Origin of the sequence: Flavobacterium sp. KACC 22761 (assembly GCF_034058155.1) — a bacterium.
In the GTDB taxonomy this organism is placed as follows: domain Bacteria; phylum Bacteroidota; class Bacteroidia; order Flavobacteriales; family Flavobacteriaceae; genus Flavobacterium.
The window spans coordinates 4,148,246-4,169,572 of the sequence record NZ_CP139148.1; the positions used below are offsets into that span (position 1 = coordinate 4,148,246).

At 37.4% G+C, this 21,327-nt stretch carries 13 protein-coding genes, 2 tRNA genes and 3 rRNA genes; 8 read left to right on the forward strand and 10 right to left on the reverse strand.

What is annotated here, in order from left to right; translation table 11 throughout:
• Positions 1 to 16: 16 nt before the first annotated feature.
• Together SCB73_RS17975 and SCB73_RS17980 are read right to left on the reverse strand one after the other, a co-directional pair.
• Entirely contained in the window at positions 17 to 1,297 is a 1,281-nt protein-coding gene (locus SCB73_RS17975) for a glucose-1-phosphate adenylyltransferase (protein WP_320567568.1), read from the reverse strand.
• The gene (locus tag SCB73_RS17980) at positions 1,287 to 2,714 is read right to left on the reverse strand and encodes a glycogen synthase (protein WP_320567569.1); all 1,428 of its coding nucleotides are present in this window, start codon (positions 2,712 to 2,714) and stop codon (positions 1,287 to 1,289) included. The genes SCB73_RS17975 and SCB73_RS17980 overlap by 11 nt, the downstream gene beginning before the upstream one ends.
• A 138-nt stretch (positions 2,715 to 2,852) precedes the next feature.
• On the opposite strand from SCB73_RS17980, the gene SCB73_RS17985 reads away from it, so the two are divergent.
• Both SCB73_RS17985 and SCB73_RS17990 read left to right on the forward strand, forming a co-directional pair.
• Positions 2,853 to 3,719, forward strand: coding sequence for an alpha/beta hydrolase (locus tag SCB73_RS17985; protein WP_320567570.1), 867 nt, complete (start codon positions 2,853 to 2,855; stop codon positions 3,717 to 3,719).
• 49 nt (positions 3,720 to 3,768) lie between these two features.
• Positions 3,769 to 4,413, forward strand: coding sequence for an endonuclease III domain-containing protein (locus SCB73_RS17990; RefSeq protein ID WP_320567571.1), 645 nt, complete (start codon positions 3,769 to 3,771; stop codon positions 4,411 to 4,413).
• A 3-nt stretch (positions 4,414 to 4,416) separates the two neighbouring features.
• Here SCB73_RS17990 and SCB73_RS17995 read toward each other — a convergent pair whose 3' ends face one another.
• From SCB73_RS17995 to SCB73_RS18030, 8 genes are all read right to left on the reverse strand, one after another.
• A complete protein-coding gene (locus SCB73_RS17995; protein WP_320567572.1) occupies positions 4,417 to 4,851 on the reverse strand; it encodes a nuclear transport factor 2 family protein in 435 nt (144 codons plus the stop codon).
• A gap of 12 nt (positions 4,852 to 4,863) precedes the next feature.
• A complete protein-coding gene (locus SCB73_RS18000; RefSeq protein WP_320567573.1) occupies positions 4,864 to 5,316 on the reverse strand; it encodes a DUF1569 domain-containing protein in 453 nt (150 codons plus the stop codon).
• Between the two features lie 236 nt (positions 5,317 to 5,552).
• Positions 5,553 to 5,662 (reverse strand): 5S ribosomal RNA (gene rrf, locus SCB73_RS18005).
• A 179-nt stretch (positions 5,663 to 5,841) separates the two neighbouring features.
• Positions 5,842 to 8,723 (reverse strand): 23S ribosomal RNA (locus SCB73_RS18010).
• 188 nt (positions 8,724 to 8,911) lie between these two features.
• Positions 8,912 to 8,985, reverse strand: a tRNA-Ala gene (locus tag SCB73_RS18015).
• A gap of 89 nt (positions 8,986 to 9,074) precedes the next feature.
• Positions 9,075 to 9,148: transfer RNA gene (locus SCB73_RS18020), tRNA-Ile, on the reverse strand.
• Positions 9,149 to 9,277: 129 nt separating this feature from the next.
• Positions 9,278 to 10,791: ribosomal RNA gene (locus SCB73_RS18025) — 16S ribosomal RNA — on the reverse strand.
• The 16S, 23S and 5S rRNA genes sit together here with 2 tRNA genes alongside, the layout of an rRNA operon.
• Positions 10,792 to 11,825: 1,034 nt before the next feature.
• Positions 11,826 to 12,506, reverse strand: a complete 681-nt coding sequence (locus SCB73_RS18030) for a DUF4294 domain-containing protein (RefSeq protein WP_320567574.1) — start codon at positions 12,504 to 12,506, stop codon at positions 11,826 to 11,828.
• Between the two features lie 81 nt (positions 12,507 to 12,587).
• On the opposite strand from SCB73_RS18030, the gene SCB73_RS18035 reads away from it, so the two are divergent.
• The 6 genes from SCB73_RS18035 to SCB73_RS18060 all read left to right on the forward strand — a co-directional run bounded on the left by SCB73_RS18035 (position 12,588) and on the right by SCB73_RS18060 (position 21,304).
• On the forward strand, positions 12,588 to 13,676 hold the full coding sequence (locus SCB73_RS18035) for a M42 family metallopeptidase (RefSeq protein WP_320567575.1): 1,089 nt from the start codon (positions 12,588 to 12,590) through the stop codon (positions 13,674 to 13,676).
• A gap of 57 nt (positions 13,677 to 13,733) precedes the next feature.
• On the forward strand, positions 13,734 to 14,414 hold the full coding sequence (locus tag SCB73_RS18040; RefSeq protein WP_320567576.1) for a response regulator transcription factor: 681 nt from the start codon (positions 13,734 to 13,736) through the stop codon (positions 14,412 to 14,414).
• The gene (locus SCB73_RS18045; protein WP_320567577.1) at positions 14,411 to 15,769 is read left to right on the forward strand and encodes a HAMP domain-containing sensor histidine kinase; all 1,359 of its coding nucleotides are present in this window, start codon (positions 14,411 to 14,413) and stop codon (positions 15,767 to 15,769) included. The genes SCB73_RS18040 and SCB73_RS18045 overlap by 4 nt, the downstream gene beginning before the upstream one ends.
• A gap of 86 nt (positions 15,770 to 15,855) precedes the next feature.
• Positions 15,856 to 17,103, forward strand: coding sequence for a TolC family protein (locus tag SCB73_RS18050; RefSeq protein WP_320567578.1), 1,248 nt, complete (start codon positions 15,856 to 15,858; stop codon positions 17,101 to 17,103).
• A 12-nt stretch (positions 17,104 to 17,115) separates the two neighbouring features.
• The gene (locus SCB73_RS18055; RefSeq protein WP_320567579.1) at positions 17,116 to 18,201 is read left to right on the forward strand and encodes an efflux RND transporter periplasmic adaptor subunit; all 1,086 of its coding nucleotides are present in this window, start codon (positions 17,116 to 17,118) and stop codon (positions 18,199 to 18,201) included.
• Between the two features lie 4 nt (positions 18,202 to 18,205).
• Positions 18,206 to 21,304, forward strand: coding sequence for an efflux RND transporter permease subunit (locus SCB73_RS18060; RefSeq protein ID WP_320567580.1), 3,099 nt, complete (start codon positions 18,206 to 18,208; stop codon positions 21,302 to 21,304).
• Positions 21,305 to 21,327: the final 23 nt, after the last annotated feature.

The window sequence follows — 21,327 nt, forward strand, 5'->3', positions numbered from 1 at the left end:
TTGGAATTTTAAAATTTTATTCAATTCTAAAATTATCCGAAAGAATCGCTCCTTTTTTAATCACAACAATACCATCTTTTATGCTGTATAATTCGTTTGTAAAATTATCCAAATGTTTTCCTCCGCTAATGTGAACGTTATTTCCAATGCGGACATTTTTATCTACTAAAGCATTTTTAATGAAGCAATTTTCACCAATTCCAACATGAATTTTATTTACGCTTGCTTCATGATTTAGTTCATCAAGATCTTGATAGAAATCGTTCCCCATCACATAGCAATTTTCAAGAACGGTTCCAACGCCAATTCTCGAACGAATTCCAATTACTGAGCTTTTAATTTCTTTAGCATTAATAATACAGCCTTCAGAAATCAAGGATTGATTGATGATAGAATTTCTAAATTTTGACGGAGGAAGCAATCGCGGTCTTGTAAAAATCTTGTTGTCATTATCGAACAAATTAAACTCTGGAATATCAGCGGTTAAGCCGATATTTGCTTCAAAGAATGATTCAATATTTCCGATATCTGTCCAATATCCTTCGTATTGATAACTTAATATTTTATGTTTTCCAACGGCTTGTGGAATAATTTCTTTTCCAAAATCCTTCGTGTCCGGATTTGCCATTAACTCCTCCAACAACGATTTATTAAAAATATAAATTCCCATTGAAGCCAAGTATTTTTTGCCTTTTTCTTGCATTTGCTCGCTCACCTCAGATTCCCACTGTGGCAATAAAGAAGCATCTGGTTTTTCAATAAAAGCTTCAATAACACTCTCGTGATTGGTTTTTAAAATTCCAAACTCCGGAGCATCTTTAGCATTTACAGGCAAAGTTGCAATCGAAATTTCAGCATCAGCTGCAATATGAGCTTCTAACATTTCATTAAAATCCATTTGGTATAGTTGATCACCTGAAAGAATCAAAGCATGGTCAAAATCATGTTTCAAAAAATGTGACATACATTGTCTAACAGCATCTGCTGTTCCTTGAAACCAGGTTGGATTATCAGGAGTTTGCTCTGCGGCCAAAATATCAACAAAAGACTGGCTGAAAATACTAAAATTAAAAGTGTTTTTAATATGAGCATTTAAAGATGCAGAATTAAACTGTGTCAAAACAAATATTTTAAAAATATCCGAATTGATGCAATTCGAAATTGGAATATCGACCAAACGATATTTTCCTCCAATAGGAACTGCAGGTTTTGATCTCGTTTCTGTTAACGGGAACAAGCGCGATCCTTGTCCGCCTCCTAAAATAATGGCAACTACATTTTTCTTTTTAAATTTCATTTTGCTGAATTATTAAGTTGTATATTTCGATATATTCTTGGCACACACTTTCCCAGGAATGATCTGCAGACATTCCTCTTTTTAAAACTTTATTAAAATTTATTTTATCATCATACAGTTTCACTGCACGATTTATCGAATAACAAATATCTCCAACAGAAGCCTGATCGTGACAAACTCCATTTCCATCATCACCAAAATCAATAACCGTATCTCGCAATCCCCCAGTTCTTCTCACAATCGGAATTGTACCATATCGCATCGCATACATTTGATTCAAACCGCATGGTTCAACTCTCGATGGCATTAAAATATAATCAGAACCAGCATAAATGAAATGCGCCAAATCTTCATTATAACCTATAAAAACATTGTAATTGCCTTTATAATCGTTGCGTAATTGCGTCAATTGCGATTCTATTTCTGAATTTCCTGATCCTAAAATCAGAATATTAATATTTTCAAAATTTTCAGATAATGCTAATGCCGACGCTTGTGGCAATAAATCACCGCCTTTTTCTTCAAACAAACGTCCAATAAAACTAAAAAGAGGTTTTGTAGGATCTAATTCAAATTGTTCACAGAGCTTTTCTTTATTCTTTTGTTTTCCAATTTCAAAGCTTTCGATAGTATAATGATGTTCAATCATTTTATCTTTTGATGGATCCCAAACTTCAATATCAATTCCGTTTAAAATTCCTTTAGATTTATTTCGAACCGAATTAAACAATGCCTCCAATCCGTTTGCATAGCTATTTATTTCATTAAGATAACTTGGCGAAACCGTCGTAACTGCATGTGCGCACTTAACACCAACAGCCAATGAATTAATAGAATGATTCCATTCCAGAAACCCTACATGAATCAAATCAAATTCGGGCAAATAATGCAGTTTGTCAAATCCAAACCATCCTTGATACAAACCATTATGAATTGTAATAGCTGTTTTTACATTTTGTAAACTTTCATATTTATAAGCATATTTTATCAAAAATGGAACAACTCCTGTATGATGATCGTGGCAATTTATAATATCAGGTACTTTATTTCTTGCCACAATCCAATCTAAACTTGCGATTTGAAAAGACAAAAAGCGTTCAATATCATCTTCGTATCCATAAACATTTGGCCTATCAAATAATTCTTTAATTTCTATAAGATATAATTCGTAGCCGAGCTTGTCAGTGGTCTCTTTTAAAACACTAAAAGGAAAATTGAAATTCCCGAGCTTTACATTTCCCCAATGAACACATTCAAAATCATTTTCTTTTCTGAATTTGGTATCATAACAAGGAACAACAACTCTTACATGATGTCCTGCATTAGTCTGATATTTTGGCAATGCACCAACAACATCGGCCAAACCGCCCACTTTTGCCATCGGGTAACATTCTGCGCTTAAATGAAATATTTCCATCCTAAAATTTTATAACAGTATTAAATAGTAATTGTTGATTTATTTTTTTCGACATCTAATCAATAATATGCTACTTTTATGTTCTTTAAATTTAGGAAAAAATAAGGAGAATCAAGCTCTCTAAAAAAAATTATCAATATGTCAAAAAAGGAAACTAATCCTACTAAATCATTAAAAATTCCACAATTTATTATTGTATCCTGTAAAATTTGCGCTTTAATTTCAACCAAATTGGTTACTTCATATGCGGCAAAATTATTTACAACGCCTATAAAACATAAGATTCCGAAACGAGAACTTGAAATGGATTCTAAAAGCGTACATAAAATAATTCATGTGCCAGCAATAAACAAAAACATTGTGACGTACCAATATGGAGAAAGCAATCGTAAAGTTTTATTAGTTCACGGATGGTCTGGAAGAGGTACACAACTGTTTAAAATAGCAGATGAACTTTTGAAAAATGGTTTTTCAACAGTAAGTTTTGACGCTCCTGCACATGGAAAATCTCGAGGAAAATCGACGATAATGTCTGAATTTATTGCTTCTATCTTAGAAATTGAAAAACAGTTTGGACCATTTGAAATTGCAATCGGTCATTCACTTGGAGGTATGTCAGTTCTAAATGCAATTAAAGACGGACTTCAAGTAAATAAAGCAGTTATTATTGGAAGCGGTGATATTGTGCAAGATATTTTAGACGAATTTATTTCAAAATTAGGCTTAAAACAGGAAATCAGCGAACGCCTTCGCAACCATTTTGAGGAGAAATATCAAGTGAAAATGGATGATTTTTCAGCATATCGAACGGCACAAAAAGTAAAAATTCCTGTTTTAGTTATTCACGACAATGATGACCCTGAAGTTCCCGTTAAAGCAGGAATACATATTCAAAAAAATCTTGAAAATGGCACTTTATATCTCACTGATGGTTTAGGTCACCGAAAAATACTTGGAAATCAAAATGTTATCAAAAAGACCATAAATTTCATTAAAACTAACTAATTTTGTGACAGTTACATTTTCAACATGCTTAACTTAATGAAAATTTGATATGAATTTATTTGGAGAAACATCAGATTGGGAAACTAAATTAGAACCCATTTTAAAGAAATATAAAGGAAAAAGACATCCTCTAGAGCACCAAAATCCATATCAATTATTAGTTATGGTCATTTTATCTGCCCAAGATTCTGATGCGAATATTAACAAAATAGCACCCGCTTTATTTGAAAAATTTCCAACATTAAAAAGTTTATCTAAAGCAGATCTTGAAACATTAATTCCTTATATAAGTAAAGTTCGCAATTTCGGAACAAAAGCCAATTGGATATTAGAAATTGCAAAAACAATTCAAAATGATGATGATATTCCGTTAACAATGCAAGGATTAACGGCATTAAAAGGTGTTGGAAGAAAATCTGCAAATGTCATTTTAAGAGAAACAGGAAAACCCGCTGAAGGAATTATTGCCGATTTACATGTAATTCGTGTTGCTCCAAGAATTGGAATAATAAAAGAAGCAAAAGATGGAAATAAAGTCGAGAAAGATTTGATGCAAGTTTTGCCAAAAAATATCTGGTCAGAAATTGGGATGGCCATTTCTTTTTTAGGAAGAGAAACATGCAGACCAAAACCTAAATGTGAAGAATGCTTAATAGCCGATTCGTGTCATTATTACGCTACAGAAGTAATATAATTCTTATTTTCTTCGCGTATCTATTAGATAAATAATTTTCCAAGAATCTTTTTCTTTAAATAAAGTAAAAGTATTTACCCCCGTATGACTTAATTTTTCATTCAAATAAAACTCATATGGAGCCCAAACATGAGCCATCGTGCCATCAATTTGAATATTGTAGCTCAAAATCTTCTCTTGAAATTTCATACTTGATGGGATTGACGCAATAGATTTATAAAAAACGCTTGCTTTTTCATCAGACAATTTATTTCCTTTCGTAGAACTTTCACTAATAGATTGCAGAATCATTCTATCAGAACAAACTGATTTTATTTTCATAGAATCTTTCTGATGAAAACCTTCAAAAAATATTTCAATTGTTTTTTGTACCTCTTGTTTTTGTGCGTTTACAGATAATCCAAGTGCAAAAAACGCAAATAGTAAACAGAATCTCATAATAATAAAATTTTAAACACCGAATTGAGATAGATGATGATCTAAATGTTTAGCAAACATATTGTTCCATTCTGAAGAAGTCAATACACCAAAAGAATGAGATTCTTTGCCTTCAAATTCTTGTTCTCCTAATTTTTGAGTTTTATCAATGTAAGCAATTAATCGACTTCTTTCAATTTCAAAATCACGATCATTTTTAATAATAAATTGTGGTGCTGTATTGATATTTCTGGAATATGGTTTATCACTTACCACTGTCTTTTTTGCAAGCAATTTTAAAATAAATTTCATAACCGCATTAGGTTTCGGATGAATATTATCATAAACCATTTCATAAGTAACGTTACAATGCGAAAGCATTTGAGCAACACTCATTTTGCCCCACAGTCCTTTTGAATCAGGCGTGAGAAGATTAATTCTCTTTACAAATTGATCACAATCCTCTTTCTGAAATATATTTTGCATAGTTTAAAAATTAGTATACTATAGAGTAACAAAAATATAAAATTTGCTTTTTGAAATTATATTTTAACACGAAATATATTCTTTAAGTATTCCATATTACCATTTCACAGTATACCGTACTGTTACGGATGCCAGTTCCATCACAAACAAAACAATATGCCAAACCACAAGTATTAAGATTTCAGAAGATTTTATAAAACAGAAAACCCCGTCCGTTTCGGACAGGGTTTTCAAAAGAAAGGCGACGACATACTCTCCCACAATGATGCAGTACCATCTGCGCAGGCGGGCTTAACTTCTCTGTTCGGGATGGGAAGAGGTGAGCCCCGCCGCAATAACCACCTTAAGGTTTTTAGTGACTAGTCCTTAGCGATTAGTAATTAGTTTTTAAGCTAATCACTACTTGCTCTTTACTATTCACTGCCCGCGACGGGCAAATATTTTAACATACTGAGATAAAGAAACAGACAAGCTCTGTTATAGAAAGTTTCCTCCCGATCCGCCTGGGCGGATCGGGAAAAGTGTGTACATAAGCTTACGGATTATTAGTACTACTCGACTGTGACATTGCTGCCTTTACATCTGTAGCCTATCAACGTGGTCATCTTCCACGATCCTTAAAAGAAATCTCATCTTGTGGTGGGTTTCGCGCTTATATGCTTTCAGCGCTTATCCCTTCCCAACGTAGCTACTCTGCGGTGCCCCTGGCGGGACAACAGATACACTAGAGGTTGGTCCAATTCGGTCCTCTCGTACTAGAATCAGATCCACTCAAATTTCTAACGCCCGCAGTAGATAGAGACCGAACTGTCTCACGACGTTCTGAACCCAGCTCGCGTGCCACTTTAATGGGCGAACAGCCCAACCCTTGGGACCTTCTCCAGCCCCAGGATGTGACGAGCCGACATCGAGGTGCCAAACCCCCCCGTCGATATGAGCTCTTGGGGGAGATCAGCCTGTTATCCCCGGCGTACCTTTTATCCTTTGAGCGATGGCCCTTCCATGCGGAACCACCGGATCACTATGCTCTACTTTCGTACCTGATCGACCTGTATGTCTCTCAGTCAAGCTCCCTTATGCCATTGCACTCTGCGCACGGTTACCAAGCGTGCTGAGGGAACCTTTAGAAGCCTCCGTTACTCTTTTGGAGGCGACCACCCCAGTCAAACTACCCACCAAGCAATGTCCCCCGCAACGCGGGGTTAGGCCTCAGATAAACAAAGGGTTGTATTTCAACAATGACTCCACAACGCCTGGCGACGCCGCTTCATAGTCTCCAACCTATCCTACACATCATTTATCCAAGGTCAATACTAAGCTATAGTAAAGGTGCACAGGGTCTTTTCGTCCCACTGCGGGTAAACGGCATCTTCACCGTTACTACAATTTCACCGAGCTCATGGCTGAGACAGTGTCCAGATCGTTACACCATTCGTGCAGGTCGGAACTTACCCGACAAGGAATTTCGCTACCTTAGGACCGTTATAGTTACGGCCGCCGTTTACTGGGGCTTCAATTCAATGCTTCTCCGAAGATAACATCTCCTCTTAACCTTCCAGCACCGGGCAGGTGTCAGGCCCTATACGTCATCTTGCGATTTTGCAGAGCCCTGTGTTTTTGATAAACAGTCGCCTGGACCTCTTCACTGCGGCCCCGATTGCTCGGGGCGACCTTTCTCCCGAAGTTACAGGTCTATTTTGCCTAATTCCTTAGCCATGAATCTCTCGAGCACCTTAGGATTCTCTCCTCAACTACCTGTGTCGGTTTGCGGTACTGGTACTTATTGCCTGAAGTTTAGAGGTTTTTCTTGGAAGCCCTTAGGCGCGCTATCTCTTTGTCCGAAGACTCCGAGTACTATCGTATTTCACCAAGCTCTCCGGATTTGCCTAGAGAGCCTATAGCTAGGTACTTCAACGAACTATTCCGTCAGTCCGCGGCGCTTTCATCACTCCGTCACCCCATCACAGCAATAAGTAGTACGGGAATATTAACCCGTCGGCCATCGACTGTCCCTTTCGGGTTCGCCTTAGGACCAGACTAACCCACAGCTGATTAGCATAGCTGTGGAAACCTTAGTTTTTCGGTGTGCGGGTTTCTCGCCCGCATTATCGTTACTTATGCCTACATTTTCTTTTCTGACCGGTCCAGCATGCCTTACGGCACACCTTCAGCCCTGTCAGAATGCTCCCCTACCACTTGCACATACATGCAAATCCATAGCTTCGGTAATATGCTTATGCCCGATTATTATCCATGCTCGTCCGCTCGACTAGTGAGCTGTTACGCACTCTTTAAATGAATGGCTGCTTCCAAGCCAACATCCTAGCTGTCTGGGCAGACAAACCTCGTTCTTTCAACTTAGCATATATTTGGGGACCTTAGCTGATGGTCTGGGTTCTTTCCCTCTCGGACTTGGACCTTAGCACCCAAGCCCTCACTGCTGGGAAACATTATATAGCATTCGGAGTTTGTCAGGAATTGGTAGGCGGTGAAGCCCCCGCATCCAATCAGTAGCTCTACCTCTATATAACTATCCTCAGCGCTGCACCTAAATGCATTTCGGGGAGTACGAGCTATTTCCGAGTTTGATTGGCCTTTCACCCCTACCCACAGGTCATCCGAAGACTTTTCAACGTCAACCGGTTCGGTCCTCCACTGTGTGTTACCACAGCTTCAACCTGCCCATGGGTAGATCACACGGTTTCGCGTCTAACACTGCCGACTAAAGCGCCCTATTCAGACTCGCTTTCGCTGCGGATCCATGGCTTAACCACTTATCCTTGCCGGCAACGTTAACTCGTAGGCTCATTATGCAAAAGGCACGCCGTCACCCCACTAAAGGGCTCCGACCGCTTGTAGGCGCATGGTTTCAGGATCTATTTCACTCCGTTATTCACGGTTCTTTTCACCTTTCCCTCACGGTACTGGTTCACTATCGGTCTCTCAGGAGTATTTAGCCTTAGCGGATGGTCCCGCCGAATTCAGACAGGGTTTCACGTGCCCCGCCCTACTCAGGATACCGCTATCCATTACACTCGTTGCCCATACGGGGCTGTCACCCTCTGTGGCGCTCCTTTCCAGAAGCTTCCGGTTCCTTGTGCATGAAATATCGCGGTCCTACAACCCCAGCTATGCCGCAACATAGCTGGTTTGGGCTAATCCGCGTTCGCTCGCCACTACTTACGGAATCACTTTTGTTTTCTTCTCCTCCGCCTACTTAGATGTTTCAGTTCAGCGGGTTTGCCCACCTATCGGTGTGCTATATCTTCAATATAGCGGGTTGCCCCATTCGGATACCTGCGGATCGATCGGTGTGTGCCCGTCCCCGCAGCTTTTCGCAGCTTATCACGTCCTTCATCGCCTCTGAGAGCCTAGGCATTCCCCATGCGCCCTTGTTTTGCTTATTGTACCAATCATAATATCTATTATGACCGTTTTTTTTGTCTCCTGCAGCAAAACTGCAGAAAACGCTTTCTACTTTCTTGTATTTTCTTATCTCAATATGTCAATGAACTTTAATAAGTATCAAGATTTTTGCATGAAGCATCAAGACTACCGTCTTGATACCCTGTACTATCACCTTTGTACTTTTTTGTGGAGAATAACGGAGTCGAACCGTTGACCTCCTGCGTGCAAGGCAGGCGCTCTAGCCAGCTGAGCTAATCCCCCAATCTAATTATGAATTGTGAATTATGAATTATGAATAATCATTCATAAGAACTCAACCCTAGAATTTCCTTTTTCTCAAGTCAAAATAGTAGTCCCGGGCAGACTCGAACTGCCGACCCCTACATTATCAGTGTAGTACTCTAACCAGCTGAGCTACGAGACTCTGTTTTTTCTTAATTGTTTATCATTTTTTAAATCGACAGCAAGAGTAATCGAATTCCGAGGCCCAAGACCTTCAGGATATCCATCTTGTTTCCTCGCCGTGCCTTGCGGCAAACAATCGAGGCTCTAGAAAGGAGGTGTTCCAGCCGCACCTTCCGGTACGGCTACCTTGTTACGACTTAGCCCTAGTTACCAGTTTTACCCTAGGCAGCTCCTTGCGGTCACCGACTTCAGGCACCCCCAGCTTCCATGGCTTGACGGGCGGTGTGTACAAGGCCCGGGAACGTATTCACCGGATCATGGCTGATATCCGATTACTAGCGATTCCAGCTTCACGGAGTCGAGTTGCAGACTCCGATCCGAACTGTGACCGGCTTTGTAGATTCGCTCCTGGTCGCCCAGTGGCTGCTCTCTGTACCGGCCATTGTAGCACGTGTGTAGCCCAAGGCGTAAGGGCCGTGATGATTTGACGTCATCCCCACCTTCCTCACAGTTTGCACTGGCAGTCTTGCTAGAGTTCCCGACATGACTCGCTGGCAACTAACAACAGGGGTTGCGCTCGTTATAGGACTTAACCTGACACCTCACGGCACGAGCTGACGACAACCATGCAGCACCTTGTAGACTGTCTTGCGAAAGTTCTGTTTCCAAAACGGTCAGTCTGCATTTAAGCCTTGGTAAGGTTCCTCGCGTATCATCGAATTAAACCACATGCTCCACCGCTTGTGCGGGCCCCCGTCAATTCCTTTGAGTTTCAAACTTGCGTTCGTACTCCCCAGGTGGGATACTTATCACTTTCGCTTAGCCACTGAGGTCGCCCCCAACAGCTAGTATCCATCGTTTACGGCGTGGACTACCAGGGTATCTAATCCTGTTCGCTACCCACGCTTTCGTCCATCAGCGTCAATCCACCAGTAGTAACCTGCCTTCGCAATTGGTATTCCATGTAATCTCTAAGCATTTCACCGCTACACTACATATTCTAGTTACTTCCTGGTAATTCAAGTCCTGCAGTATCAATGGCCGTTCCATCGTTGAGCGATGGGCTTTCACCACTGACTTACAGGACCGCCTACGGACCCTTTAAACCCAATGATTCCGGATAACGCTTGGATCCTCCGTATTACCGCGGCTGCTGGCACGGAGTTAGCCGATCCTTATTCTTACGGTACCGTCAAGCTCCTACACGTAGGAGTGTTTCTTCCCGTACAAAAGCAGTTTACAATCCATAGGACCGTCATCCTGCACGCGGCATGGCTGGTTCAGGCTTGCGCCCATTGACCAATATTCCTCACTGCTGCCTCCCGTAGGAGTCTGGTCCGTGTCTCAGTACCAGTGTGGGGGATCTCCCTCTCAGGACCCCTACCCATCGTAGCCTTGGTAAGCCGTTACCTTGCCAACTAGCTAATGGGACGCATGCTCATCTTCCACCGTTGTGACTTTAATTGCAAAGGGATGCCCCCTTGCAATGCTATGAGGTATTAATCCAAATTTCTCTGGGCTATCCCTCTGTGGAAGGCAGATTGCATACGCGTTACGCACCCGTGCGCCGGTCTCTAAATCCGAAGACTTATACCCCTCGACTTGCATGTGTTAAGCCTGCCGCTAGCGTTCATCCTGAGCCAGGATCAAACTCTTCATCGTATATTTTAATATTATCATTCGATGAATTCCAGTCGGTTCTTTTCGAATCTCTCGATTCCATTACTCTTATTCTTTTTTTTGTTCCGATTTGCATCGGAACGGCTGTCAATTCAATATGTCTACGAACGTGTCTTTTTTTGTCTTTGCGCTTGTTTCTCAAAGCGGGTGCAAAACTAAAACTTCTTTTTGTTTCTCGCAAGAAAAACTTGAAAAATCTTTGAAGCTTTTTTTTCGCCTCATCCCTTCTCGTTTTCCTTCCAATACCTCAATGAACTTTCCGTGTTTTGCGGGGTGCAAATGTAGAACGCTTTTTCAAAACCTGCAAGCTTTTTTTGAACTTTTTTTTCGAGAATATCTTCCCGCTTGATCCGTATTGCCTGCCAGTATTTCTGTGAACGTTTTCGCTGTTGCGGGTGCAAAAGTAGCACCTTTTTCCAGTTATGCAAGGCTTTTTCAAATCTTTTTTAATTCTTTTCTTCATTTATTTCATAACTCGCTGATAACGGATTCTTTACATTCCGAAGTTTTTTCAGCAATTGTGGGGTTTTTCCTCGTTTGGCTGTTCTTTGCGCTGTTCTGCCGCGAAGGCGCCAAGCCGCAAAGCCTTGTTTTCTGCCTTTTTTAATCTCGAAAAGGCGCAAAGGCGCTGAGTTTTTTCTTTTTTTCTTCTGAAAATGTCTTCTGCTTCGGAAATCTTCTTCTGAAAACCGAGGCCATAGCCCCGATAGGAGCGGAAATCCTTTTGCTTTTTTCTTTAAAAAGCAAAAGATTGCAGCGGATAGCGGGATTAAGCTCCTTAAAATCCCAATAAAAAAAATCCAAATCCCAATTCTGATGGCTTGGATCGATTTTTGATTTTACCCATCTTGCACATAAGGCGCACTGCAGTGCGCCTCTGCGGTGAATTGGGGCTCTTTTGGTTTTGTACATACTATATATATGTAGGCTAAAAAAAACAAACCCGACAGCTTTTGGGAAACTGGCGGGTTGCGTGTGCGCAAAAATATGCTAATATATTAAGGAGTGTATTCTTGCTATTTATCAACAGGCGCTTTTGCCTTTTCTTCCCATTTTGCCATTAAATCATTGTAATCAACAGGGTTTGCTGCTTTTTGATTGACCAATCGGCCAGACTCGAAGGCTCTTTGAAGAATGGTTTCTATTAAATAGTCTTCATTGACTTCGTACGGATTGTATTCTTTCTTTAAACTAATATCAAATAAATTCGCAGTAGTATTAGAAACAAATGCTTTGAAACCACTTTTTAAAGTTTTTATTAAATCATAAGTCGTAATTCCTGTTTGGCGATGAACGAGCTTTACAAGAATTTGGCCTTGCTTTCGAGAAAGCTTCTTAAGTCTATCTTCAAATTCGTTGTTTAAATAGTCTTCAACAATTTTAAAGTATTTCTTTTTTTCTCGATTTGAATTCAAACGCGCCATACCTTTATTTAACGCCGTCAATCTATCTGCAGCTAATTTGGCATACGGATAAACTTTGTATACTCTGTTCTGAAGAATCAAAAATTGTTTTTGCGCTTCAGGATCAAGTTTTTCTTTTGTAATAATGATCTCAGGCAATTCAATTGTATCGCCCAAAATAGAATCTTTTTCTGTTAGCACATAACCCATTTGCTGGTTTTCTTTTGGGGCAACCTGAGCGTAACTTGAAAATGAAAACAATAGGAAAAATAAAAGAATACTGGTAAATCTCATTGAGTCATAATTTAAATGTAAAATTATATATTTATATACAACTCTAATACCAAATTTATAAATTAGCAAAAAAATATTTTTATGAGTTCAAATTCTATCTTAAAAGATACTTCAATTGCTTTCTTGGAAAGCTACCTAAATAATGCCTCACCTACCGGATATGAAAGCGAAGGGCAAAAACTTTGGATGCACTATTTAAAACCTTATGTTGATACGTTTATAACCGATACTTATGGAACAGCAGTTGGAGTTATTAATCCTGATGCTCCTTTTAAAGTAGTAATCGAAGGCCATGCCGATGAAATTTCATGGTACGTTAATTATATTACAGACGACGGCTTAATATATGTAATACGAAATGGCGGTTCTGATCATCAAATTGCTCCTTCAAAAAGAGTTGATATTCACACTAAAAAAGGAATCGTTAAAGGTGTTTTTGGTTGGCCTGCTATCCATACACGTATGCGTGATAAGGAAGAAGCTCCAAAATTGAGCAATATATTTATTGATTTAGGTTGCGAAACCAAAGAACAAGTTGAAGCTCTTGGTGTTCATGTAGGCTGTGTAGTTACCTACCCTGATGAATTTATGATTTTGAACGAAAATAAATTTGTTTGTCGCGCTATTGACAACAGAATGGGCGGTTTTATGATTGCCGAAGTTGCGAGACTACTTCATGAAAACAAAAAAACACTTCCGTTTGGATTGTACATTGTAAATTCTGTTCAAGAAGAAATTGGTTTGCGTGGTGCCGAAATGATTGCTCATACCATAAAACCAAACGTTGCAATTATTACTGATGTATGCCACGATACTAATACGCCAATGATTGATAAAAAAGTTGAAGGTGATTTAAAAATGGGAAAAGGTCCCGTAATTGCATATTCGCCTGCTGTTCAAAACAAATTGCGTGATTTAATTGTTGACACGGCAGAAGAAAAGAAAATTCCGTTTCAGCGCAATGCTACTTCAAGTGCTACTGGAACTGACACTGATGCTTTTGCTTATAGTAACGGTGGTGTGGCATCGGCATTGATTTCACTGCCTTTGCGTTATATGCATACAACTGTTGAAATGGTACACAGAGAAGATGTTGAAAATGTGATTCAGCTTATTTACGAATCATTGTTGAAAATTGAAAACAACGAAACTTTTTCTTATTTTAAATAATATTCCTGATAAATTAGGCTGTTTATACGAACAGCCTAATTTACAAACAAACTAAATATGAAAATTTTACTACTCGAGGACGACTTTACTTTATCTAAAGAAATAGCTACATTCTTTACTTCGAAGAACTTCGAGTGCGTTCCTTATTATGATGGAGCACTATTGTTAAAAAAATATGTTTCATACGAATATGATTTAATTATTCTTGATATTAATGTTCCTGGTGTAAATGGTTTTGATGTCTGCAAAGGCATTAGGGAAACCGATAAAAAAACGCCCATTATTATGCTGACCGCCTTTAGTGAAATTGATGATAAATTGACCGCTTTTGAGAATGGTGCTGATGATTATCTCGTAAAACCTTTTCACTTTGAAGAATTATATGTTCGCATATTATCTCTTTTAAGACGAAAAGAAATTCCTCAATTAACTGAAAAAAAGATTTTAATTGAAGATTTAGAAATTCTTGAAGAAGAAATGAAAGTTTTTCGATCTGGCGAGGAAATCAAGCTTACTCCAAAAGAATTCAAATTGATTATGATTCTGGCTCATGCCAAAGGAAAAGTTTTGTCTAAACAATTTATTGCTGAAAAACTCTGGGATTATCATATTGAAACCAACCAAAATACAATTGAGGTTTATATAAACTTCCTTCGAAAAAAAATAGATAAGGATCACGAAACAAAACTTATTCGAACAAAAGTTGGCTACGGGTATTATTTAAGCAACCAAGAATGACATTAAAAAACAGAATATCACTTTTAGTAAGTTTACTTTTTACAATCCTTTTTGGATTGGCCTCTACTGTGATATTTGTTTTGTATTCAAATTTCAGAAAAGAAGAATTTCGGGATCGATTGCAAATAAAAGCGCTTTCAAACATCAAGCTTTTGGTAAATGTAAAGGAAGTCGACGAACAGCTTTTGAAAATTATCGACCAAAATTCTATTAATAAATTATACGATGAAAAGACTTTAGTTTTCGATTCGCATTTTAAACTCATTTACAGCAGTATTGATGACGCAAAAATAAATTGGTCTGTAGAAGATTTAAAATACCTTAAAAAACACAAAACTTTCTTTAAGCAACAAGGCAATTATGAAGTATATGGCGTTTTTTACGATACAAAAGACCGTGATTTTTATGCCTTAATATCAGCAACCGATGATTATGGAAAAAGGAAATTGCTTTTTCTTCGCTATACTTTAATTATATCTTATATCTTTTTTACTTGCATTTGCTGGGTTTTAACTTCGTTTATGGTTAAAAAAGCGATGAATCCCTTAAATGTATTTCATCAGAAAATAAAAAATATAAACGCAAACAATCTTGATACACGAGTCGAATCCAAAAGCAATACAAATGAAATTGACTTGATTGCAAATGAATTCAATTTCATGATGGATCGAATTGAGATTTCCTATCAAAAGCAAAAAGAATTTACTGCAAATGCTTCACATGAGTTAAGAACCCCTTTATCCCGAATCACGTCACAAATCGAAAATGTTGTCACAGATCCTGCGACATCGGAAAAAGGAAAATCTTTTTTAAAGGTAATTTTATCAGATGTCAATCAATTGACGGAATTAATCAACTCCTTATTAATTCTTTCCAAAATTGATTCCAACAATCACGAAAATACTGAAGTTCATCGAATGGACGAAATTCTATTTTCGGCTATTGAAAATTTAAACAAAAGCTTTCCTGATTTTGTCATTCTCTTTGAAATGGAGGAAAGCGAAAATCTAGATTCTGCATTAGAAATCAAAGGAAATAAAAATCTTTTGGAAATTGCCGTGAGCAATGTTTTAAAAAATGCTTGCGTTTATTCAGATAACAAACAAGCCAAAGTAATAATTGGAACTCAAAACGATCATCTCGTTCTTTCGATTTCCAACACTGGAAATACACTGACTGAAAAAGAACAGCAAAATCTTTTTCAACCTTTTATGCGTGGAAAAAATGCCAAAGGAACTTCAGGCTTCGGGCTGGGGTTACGCATCGTACAGCGCATTTTAACACTGCATAATTCAACCATAACTTACAGTGTACCAACTAAAAACACAAATTTATTTCAGCTTTTCTTTCATTAATATTCTTTTTAAGGTATTTTTAAGGTAGAATTTAAGGTCTCTTAAAGTCTGCCAATAGCATATTTGTACAACTTAAAATTGATACAATGAAAAAACTGTATGCATTATTCCTGCTCGCATTATTCAATCAGGCAGTAATGGCTCAAAAAACAGTCACCCTTCAAGACTGCGAAAGCCAATTTCTTAAAAACAATCTTTTTCTGCTTGCATCGCAATATAATATTGATGCCTCAAAAGCATTGACCATTCAGTCAAAAATTTGGGATAATCCGACTATAACGGCAGAATTAAATGCTTATAATCCGGACGCTAACAAATATTTTGACGTAGGGAAAGAGGGCCAAAAATCATTTGGCATTGAGCAATTAATTTATTTAGGTGGAAAAAAGCGTAACGAAGTTAAATTAGCTCAAACCAATGAACAATTGGCAGAACTACAGTTTAATGATCTTTTAAGGACACTAAAACTACAACTTCGAAAAAGCTTCTACACTGTTTATTACAATACAAAAAGTCTCGAAACAACAGATCAACAACTTGCTCATATCGAGGATTTGATTAATTCCTACTCCATTCAAGCGCAAAAAGGAAATATTCCTTTAAAAGATGTTGTTCGTTTGCAATCACTGTATCTCAATTTTAAGAACGAAAGAATGGAAGTTGTAAATGACAACATCGAAGAGCAAAGCAATTTAAGATTATTGCTTAATTCAACTGAAAATGTAGTTCCAGAAGTTTCTAAAGAAGAATTCAGCAAATATCTGAAAACCATTACTTTTGATTTAAAATCTTTAGAAGATCAAGCCATTGCAAGCAGACCTGATTATTTGGCTAAACAAAAAGAAATTGATGCCAATGCTCTAAATGTAAAATGGCAAAAATCACTTTCGATTCCTGATCTTACTTTAGGCGCAAATTATGATCAACGTGGCGGTGCTTTTAATAAAGAAGCAAATGTATCACTTGGAATTCCGTTGCCACTTTGGAACAAAAATAAAGGAAATATCAAATATGCTCAAACTATTTTGGAGCAATCAAAAATTGAAAAACAAAATTTTGATTTGCAGTTGAAAACCGAAATTACATCGGCTTGGAATAAATGGGATGAATCCCGTAAAAATTATTCGGTTATAAAACCAACCGTAAATGCCGATTTCGAAGCTGTTTACAACGGAATGCTGACCAATTTCCAAAAACGAAATGTGAGTTTGTTAGAATTTACAGATTTCATGGAAAGCTACAATCAAGCAACAATTTTAGTAAATGAATTGAAGAAAAAACTGGCACTTTCAGGCGAAGAATTAAATAGTACAATCAACAAAGACTTATTCTAAAAATATACAAAGATGAAACATAAATTAATCATAGGAATTGCAATTGTAAGTCTGTCACTGGCAAGTTGCAAAAAAGAGGTCGACAATCCGCAAACCAACTCTTCTTTTGTGTTAAGTGATGCTATGCTAAAAACAACTTCGACAGCTGTGGCACAAACACAACCCGTAAAAAATGAATTAAATTTTTATGGAAAAATCACAGCCGATAATAATAAAATGATTGATGTTTATCCTTTGGTTGGAGGAAATGTAATCAAAGTAAATGTTGAACTTGGAGATTATGTTAAAAAAGGACAAGTTCTAGCTACTATAAAAAGTACTGATATTGCTGATTTTGAAAAACAATCGCTAGATGCCAAAAGTGACTTATTAGTTGCTAAAAATAATTTGAAGGTTGCACAGGAATTATTTGATGGAAAATTAAATTCTGAAAGCGATGTTCTACAAGCAAAATCTGAAGTAAATAAAGCGCAATCGCAATTAAGCAAAATTCAGGAAACTTATAAAATCTACAACATTAAGGCCGGTTCTATCTATGAAGTAACTGCGCCAATAAGCGGCTTTATTATTCAAAAAAGCATCAACCAAGATATGCTTTTAAGAAGCGACCGTTCTGAGAACATCTTTGATATTGCTGAAATCAGCGAAGTCTGGGCAATGGCAAACATCAACGAAATGGACATCAACAAAGTAAAGCTTGGAATTGATGCTGATGTCACCACGTTAAGTTATCCTGATAAAGTTTTTAAAGGTAAAGTAGATAAAATTTTCAATGTTATTGATCCAGAGACCAAAGCGATGCAGGCCAGAATCAAATTACAGAATCCGGATTATTTGTTAAAACCAGATATGAATGCAAACATCAAATTAACATTCAAAGAAGACAAATCAATGATAGCCATTCCAAGCGAAGCAATTGTGTTTGATAAAAGCAAAAACTTTGTAATGATTTTTAAAGATCGCAACAATATTGAAACCAGACAAGTTGATGTTTATAGAGTTGTTGGAAAAAACACCTACATATCAAATGGCTTAAAAGAAAACGAAAAAGTCATTACCAACAATCAGTTATTTATTTACCGCGCCTTAAACGAATAAAAAAATGAACAAATTCATTAGAAATATAATTGCTTTTTCACTTAAGAATAAAGCATTCACCTTTTTTTGGGTTGGGTTGTTGGCTGTTGCTGGATTTATTTCGTTCAAAAATATGCCAATTGATGCCTTTCCAGATGTGACTAATACGCAAATTATCATCATTACACAATGGAATGGGAAAAGTGCCGAGGAAGTTGAGCGTTTTGTGACTTCTCCAATCGAGATTTCGATGAACTCGGTACAAAAAAAGACCAGCGTACGCAGTATTACAATGTTTGGTTTATCGGTTATTAAAATTATTTTTGACGATGGTGTAGATGATACTTTTGCGCGTTTGCAAGTCAATAATTTATTGAAAAACGTTTCCCTTCCTGATGATGTCGAACCAGATGTTCAACCTCCGTACGGGCCAACTGGCGAAATTTTCAGATATATTGTAAAAAGTGACAGCCGTGACAGCCGAGAATTATTGACGTATCAAAACTGGATTATCGACAAACAATTGCGTGCCGTTCCGGGTGTAGCCGATTTGAATGTTTTTGGAGGTCAAACCAAAACGTATGAAGTTGGTGTTGATCCAATAAAACTAGCCAAATACAATATTACTCCTTTACAAGTTTACAATGCCGTGAACGGTGGAAACTTAAATGTTGGTGGTGATATTATTGAAAAAAATGGACAAGCGTTTGTGGTTCGTGGTGTCGGGCTTTTAAAATCAATTCCTGATATTGAAAATATTATTGTTGATGACGCCGGAGGAAATCCAATTCTGGTAAAAAATGTAGCGAATGTTTATGAAAGCGCCATGCCAAGAGTTGGTCAAACCGGAATTGGCAAAAACGATGATGCTGTTGAAGGAATTATCGTGATGCGAAAAGGCGAAAACGCTCAAGAAACCTTAGCCTTAATAAAAGACAAAATAAAAGACTTAAATGAAAATATTCTTCCAAAGGATATTAAAATTGAGACTTTTTACGATCGTGACAATCTTATGAATTTCACGACCGAAACGGTAATGCACAATTTATTTGAGGGAATTATTCTGGTTACTTGCGTCGTATTTTTATTTATGGCCGATTGGCGAACTACCTTTACCGTTTCCATCGTTATTCCGTTGTCCTTATTATTTGCATTTTTATGTTTAAAAATGATGGGAATGAGCGCCAACTTACTGAGTTTGGGTGCTGTCGATTTCGGGATTATTATAGATGGTGCCGTTGTTATGGTTGAAGGATTATTTGTTGTACTCGATCATCGAGCGCATCAACTGGGAATGGATAAATTCAACAAAATTGCAAAAGGAAGCTTGATCAAGAAAACTGGAACTGAAATGGGAAAAGCCATTTTCTTTTCTAAATTAATCATCATTACTGCTTTATTGCCAATATTTTCATTCCAGAAAGTTGAAGGAAAAATGTTCTCTCCTCTAGCCTACACTTTAGGATTTGCTTTAATGGGAGCATTACTTTTCACTTTAACACTGGTACCGGTTTTATCTCATATTTTATTAAATAAAAATGTAAAAGAAAAACACAACCCGTTTGTGAATTTCTGGGACAGAATTGTCGAAAAAGGATTTGCATGGACATTCAAACACAAATCAAAAACATTGATTGCTTCTGTCGCCATTCTTGCCTCTGTATTCTTTTCGGCAACTTTTTTAGGAACAGAGTTTCTTCCACAATTAAATGAAGGCGCGTTATGGGTTACTGCAGAATTGCCAATGAGTACCTCACTTCCTGAAAGTGTGCAGACTGCTGCAACGATTAGAAAAGATTTAGAAAGTTTTCCTGAAGTCAAAAAAGTGCTTTCACAAACAGGAAGAAGCAATGACGGAACAGATCCAAACGGATTTGGATTTATTCAGCTACAAGTAGATTTGAAACCAAAATCTGAATGGACACGAAAAATCTCTATGGATGATTTAATTAATCAAATGGATGAGAAACTGAAAGTTCATCAAGGGATTACGTATAATTATTCGCAACCTGTTATTGATAACGTAGCCGAATCTGTTGCGGGTTTCAAAGCTTCAAACGCCGTTAAAATTTATGGTGATGATTTGGATAAATTAGACGAATTATCAAATGAAGTTTTAAACAAAATTAAAAATATTCCTGGTATTAAAGATGTCGGAATTCTTAGAAATGTTGGCCAGCCAGAAATCAGCGTAATTTTAGATCGAGAAAAAATGGCCGCTTATGGAGTTACTTTAAGCGATGCGCAAGCCGTTTTAGAATTGGCTTTTGGCGGAAAAACAGCTACTGAGAAATATGAAGATGAAAAGAAATTTGATGTAAGAGTTCGTTTTTTAAAAGAATATAGAAAAGATGAAGTGGATCTAGCCGAATTGAAAGTACCAACAATTAGTGGCGTTAAAATTCCGCTGAAAGAAATCTGCGATCTTAAAACAATAACTGGACCTGCATTTATTTACAGAGACAATACAAAACGTTTTATTGGAGTAAAATTCTCAGTTCGCGACCGAGATTTAGGAAGTACAATTGCCGAAGCGCAATCAAAAGTAAATGAATTAAAATTACCAACAGGTTACACAACGGGTTGGACAGGAGAATTTGAAAATCAGGTTCGCGCCAGTGCTCGTTTGGCTCAAGTTGTGCCAATCAGCTTAATCGGAATATTTGTATTGTTATTTATTTTATTTGGAAATATTAAAGATTCGCTATTAGTTTTGGCCAATGTTCCTTTTGCAGTTATTGGAGGAATTATTGCGCTACACCTTACAGGAATGAACTTCGGAATCTCCGCAGGTGTTGGTTTTATTGCCTTGTTAGGAATTTGTATTCAAAATGGTGTCATCCTGATTTCAGAGTTTCATCATAATCTAAAGGCAAAATTCACTCTCGAAGAATCTATTTTTATGGGTGTTAAAGCAAGAACTAGAGCGGTAGTTATGACAGCACTTATGGCTTCGATTGGGTTGATGCCAGCAGCAATTTCAACAGGAATTGGCTCTGAGTCACAAAAACCATTAGCTATTGTAATTATAGGTGGTTTGGTTACAGCAACAATTTTAACATTATTGGTCTTTCCAATTATTTTCTGGGTTTTCAACCGCAAGAAAAATGTTCCAATTGAATAAAACTTAAAACAACTTAATTCAGC